Origin of the sequence: Bradyrhizobium sp., assembly GCF_016462955.1 — a bacterium.
Taxonomy (GTDB): Bacteria; Pseudomonadota; Alphaproteobacteria; order Rhizobiales; family Xanthobacteraceae; genus Bradyrhizobium.
The window spans coordinates 1-2,407 of record NZ_JAEMSD010000144.1 but is presented as its reverse complement, the minus strand read 5'-3'; the positions used below and the strand labels follow the sequence as shown (position 1 = coordinate 2,407).

Below are 2,407 nucleotides of genomic sequence, written 5' to 3'. Positions count from 1 at the left end.
TTCCTGATGACGCTGCGCGCGGCCGGCATTCCGGTCTGACGACCCGCGGCCGGCCCTTTGCCTCCGGGCCGCCGTTTCGCTAAGGCTGGGGTCGACGCGACAGGAGACCTCCATGGCGATCTACGAGCTCGACGGGCAGGCGCCCGACCTTCCCGCCGACGGCAATTACTTCATCGCGGAGACCGCGTCCGTGATCGGCCGGGTGCGCCTGAAGCCGGGAGCGAGCGTCTGGTTCGGCGCGGTGCTGCGCGGCGACAACGAATGGATCGAGATCGGCGAGGGCGCGAACGTGCAGGACGGCTCGACCTGCCACACCGATCTCGGCTTTCCGCTTCACATCGGCAAGGACTGCACCGTCGGCCACAACGTCATCCTTCACGGATGCACCATCGAGGACGGCGCACTGATCGGCATGGGCTCGATCGTGATGAACGGCGCCAGGATCGGCCGTAACAGCATCGTCGGCGCCGGCTCGGTCATCACCGAGGGCAAGGAGTTTCCCGAGCGCTCGCTGATCATCGGCTCGCCCGCGCGCGTGATGCGCACCCTCGATGACACGCAAGTGCAGAAGATGGGCAGCGCCGCCAGGTTCTACGTGGCCAACGGACCGCGCTTCAGCAAAGGCCTGAAGCGGATCGGCTAGGTGCCTTCGGACTCGCTTGCTTCCATGGCGACTGCAACCTTCTCATGGCCCGCCGACCACAGCGCGTGGTCATCGCTGCCGTCTGAATAAGGATTTGCTTCAGCCGGAATGTTCTCGCGCGCGGCGCGCTCGCCCTCTGCAAATGGATCGCGATCGGTCATGGTGATGGCCTCCCTCGTCTTGCAAGCCGAGACGAGGAGATTTGTTCCGGAAGCACTCGTCTCGCCGCGGCCAAGTCTCGACATCCGGCCTCGCGCGGAAGTGAGACAACGTGGCTGTCGGGAATTGCCGACTGACGCTAGCTTGGCCCTGCTTTGAAGCGTGGAGCGTCTCCACGCGGGAAGGATCGAGTGATGTTACGCAAGTTGATCATGACGGCGCTGGCCGCGGCGGCGGTCGGGCTGTCGGTGCCGCAAATCGCCGAGGCGCGGGGCTTCGGACATGGTGGAGGCTTTCACGGCGGCGGCTTCCATGGCGGCGGCTTCCATGGCGGTGGCTTTTATCGCGGAGGCGGCTGGGGGCACCGTCATTGGCATGGCGGCGGCTTCTGGCCAGGGGTCGCGATCGGCGCCGGTCTCGCGGGCGCCGGCCTGTATGGCGGCTATTACGGATATGGCTACGGCTATCCTTATTACGCCGTCCCCGACGACTATGGCCCCGCCTACAACGATGGTTATGGCGGCTGCTACGTCGCGAGGAAGCGCGTCATGACCCCGTCGGGATGGCGCTACCGCCGGGTCGATGTCTGTGAGTGAGGCGGAATGCCGTTAAAAAAACAAGGTCGTTGACGCAGTATACCGTCAACGACCTTGCCAGCCCCGGATATTGAAATCGGCTCACGCCATCCGGTAACGGTGAGCATCGCGCGGAATCATATCGACGAATGTGATCCAGTTCACAAGTGCCTAAAATAAAGTTCCCGTCGCTGTCCCGGCTCAGCCGCGCGAGCGCTTGCGTGCACTGGCCTGGACGCGGTGCCGCGCCGGTTTCCTGCGGGTAACCGTCGGCGTTTCGACCTCTGTCGTACGCGCGCTGGCAAAGGATTGCCGCAGACCATCGATGGATTCGTTCAAGGCGGCGACCTGCTCGGACAGGCGCTTGGTGTCGGCCTGTTGTGCCGCCATCAGCCGCTTCATGGTCACGAGCTGGTCCTGCACGACCTGAAGCTGGTCGATCGATTCCTGCTGGGTCGCCTCCAGCCCCTTGGTCTTCTCCACCAGCTGCTCGGAGGCCTGGGCGGTGCGGGCCTGGAGCTGCCGCGATGCCACCACGCGGTCCGCCTCCGGCGCAGCGCCCGTATAGGCCCGCCAGATCGCGATCGAGGTCACTCCCGCGATCAGCAGCAACAGCGCTGCAGCGGTCAGCGCGATCGGCTGGGCGCCAAGGCGAAGGAGAGGATTGGACGGCGCGTTCTGGGCGAGATCGATCATCGCTGACAAGACCCAAATTGAAACTTGGTGAGTGGCGAAGACCGGCAACCCAGAGGCGGCCACCGGGGCGTCCCGAAAGCCTTACGTTTCGGCAAGGAATGGGACCAAAAAGAGGCTGAGGGCCAAAAAACCAGCAATCAACGGGCCTTGCGGGCTCGGAGCGCCGCGTGAAGGGCACGATCAGGGCTGAAACTGCGAAAACGGCCCGGAATAGCTCTTCGCGCGCGGCGCCGCGTAGGGGCCGAGGCGGGACGTCTTCAGCCCCAGCCGCACCAGTGATTCGGCCAGCGTCACCGCCGCGGCCTCCGCTTCGGCGGCGGGAGAGACCGACGAC

The 2,407-nt window shown here is 65.1% G+C and carries 4 protein-coding genes and 1 pseudogene; 2 read left to right on the top strand and 3 right to left on the bottom strand.

Features of this window, described 5'->3' with window-relative positions; translation table 11 throughout:
- The first annotated feature begins 112 nt into the window (after positions 1–112).
- Entirely contained in the window at positions 113–643 is a 531-nt protein-coding gene (locus tag JHD07_RS16675; protein ID WP_291624087.1) for a gamma carbonic anhydrase family protein, read from the top strand.
- On the opposite strand, the gene JHD07_RS16670 is transcribed toward JHD07_RS16675, so the two are convergent.
- On the bottom strand, positions 640–804 hold the full coding sequence (locus tag JHD07_RS16670; protein ID WP_291624085.1) for a hypothetical protein: 165 nt from the start codon (positions 802–804) through the stop codon (positions 640–642). The two genes, JHD07_RS16675 and JHD07_RS16670, sit on opposite strands and share 4 nt — an antisense overlap.
- 192 nt (positions 805–996) lie before the next feature.
- Here JHD07_RS16670 and JHD07_RS16665 point away from each other — a divergent pair, with 192 nt between their 5' ends.
- Positions 997–1,398, top strand: coding sequence for a hypothetical protein (locus JHD07_RS16665; RefSeq protein WP_291624083.1), 402 nt, complete (start codon positions 997–999; stop codon positions 1,396–1,398).
- Between the two features lie 180 nt (positions 1,399–1,578).
- Here JHD07_RS16665 and JHD07_RS16660 read toward each other — a convergent pair whose 3' ends face one another.
- Positions 1,579–2,073: a hypothetical protein gene (locus tag JHD07_RS16660; protein WP_291624082.1), complete on the bottom strand. Its 495-nt coding sequence runs from the start codon at positions 2,071–2,073 to the stop codon at positions 1,579–1,581.
- Between the two features lie 180 nt (positions 2,074–2,253).
- Positions 2,254–2,407: pseudogene (locus JHD07_RS16655) on the bottom strand (aspartate/glutamate racemase family protein); the annotation flags it as partial.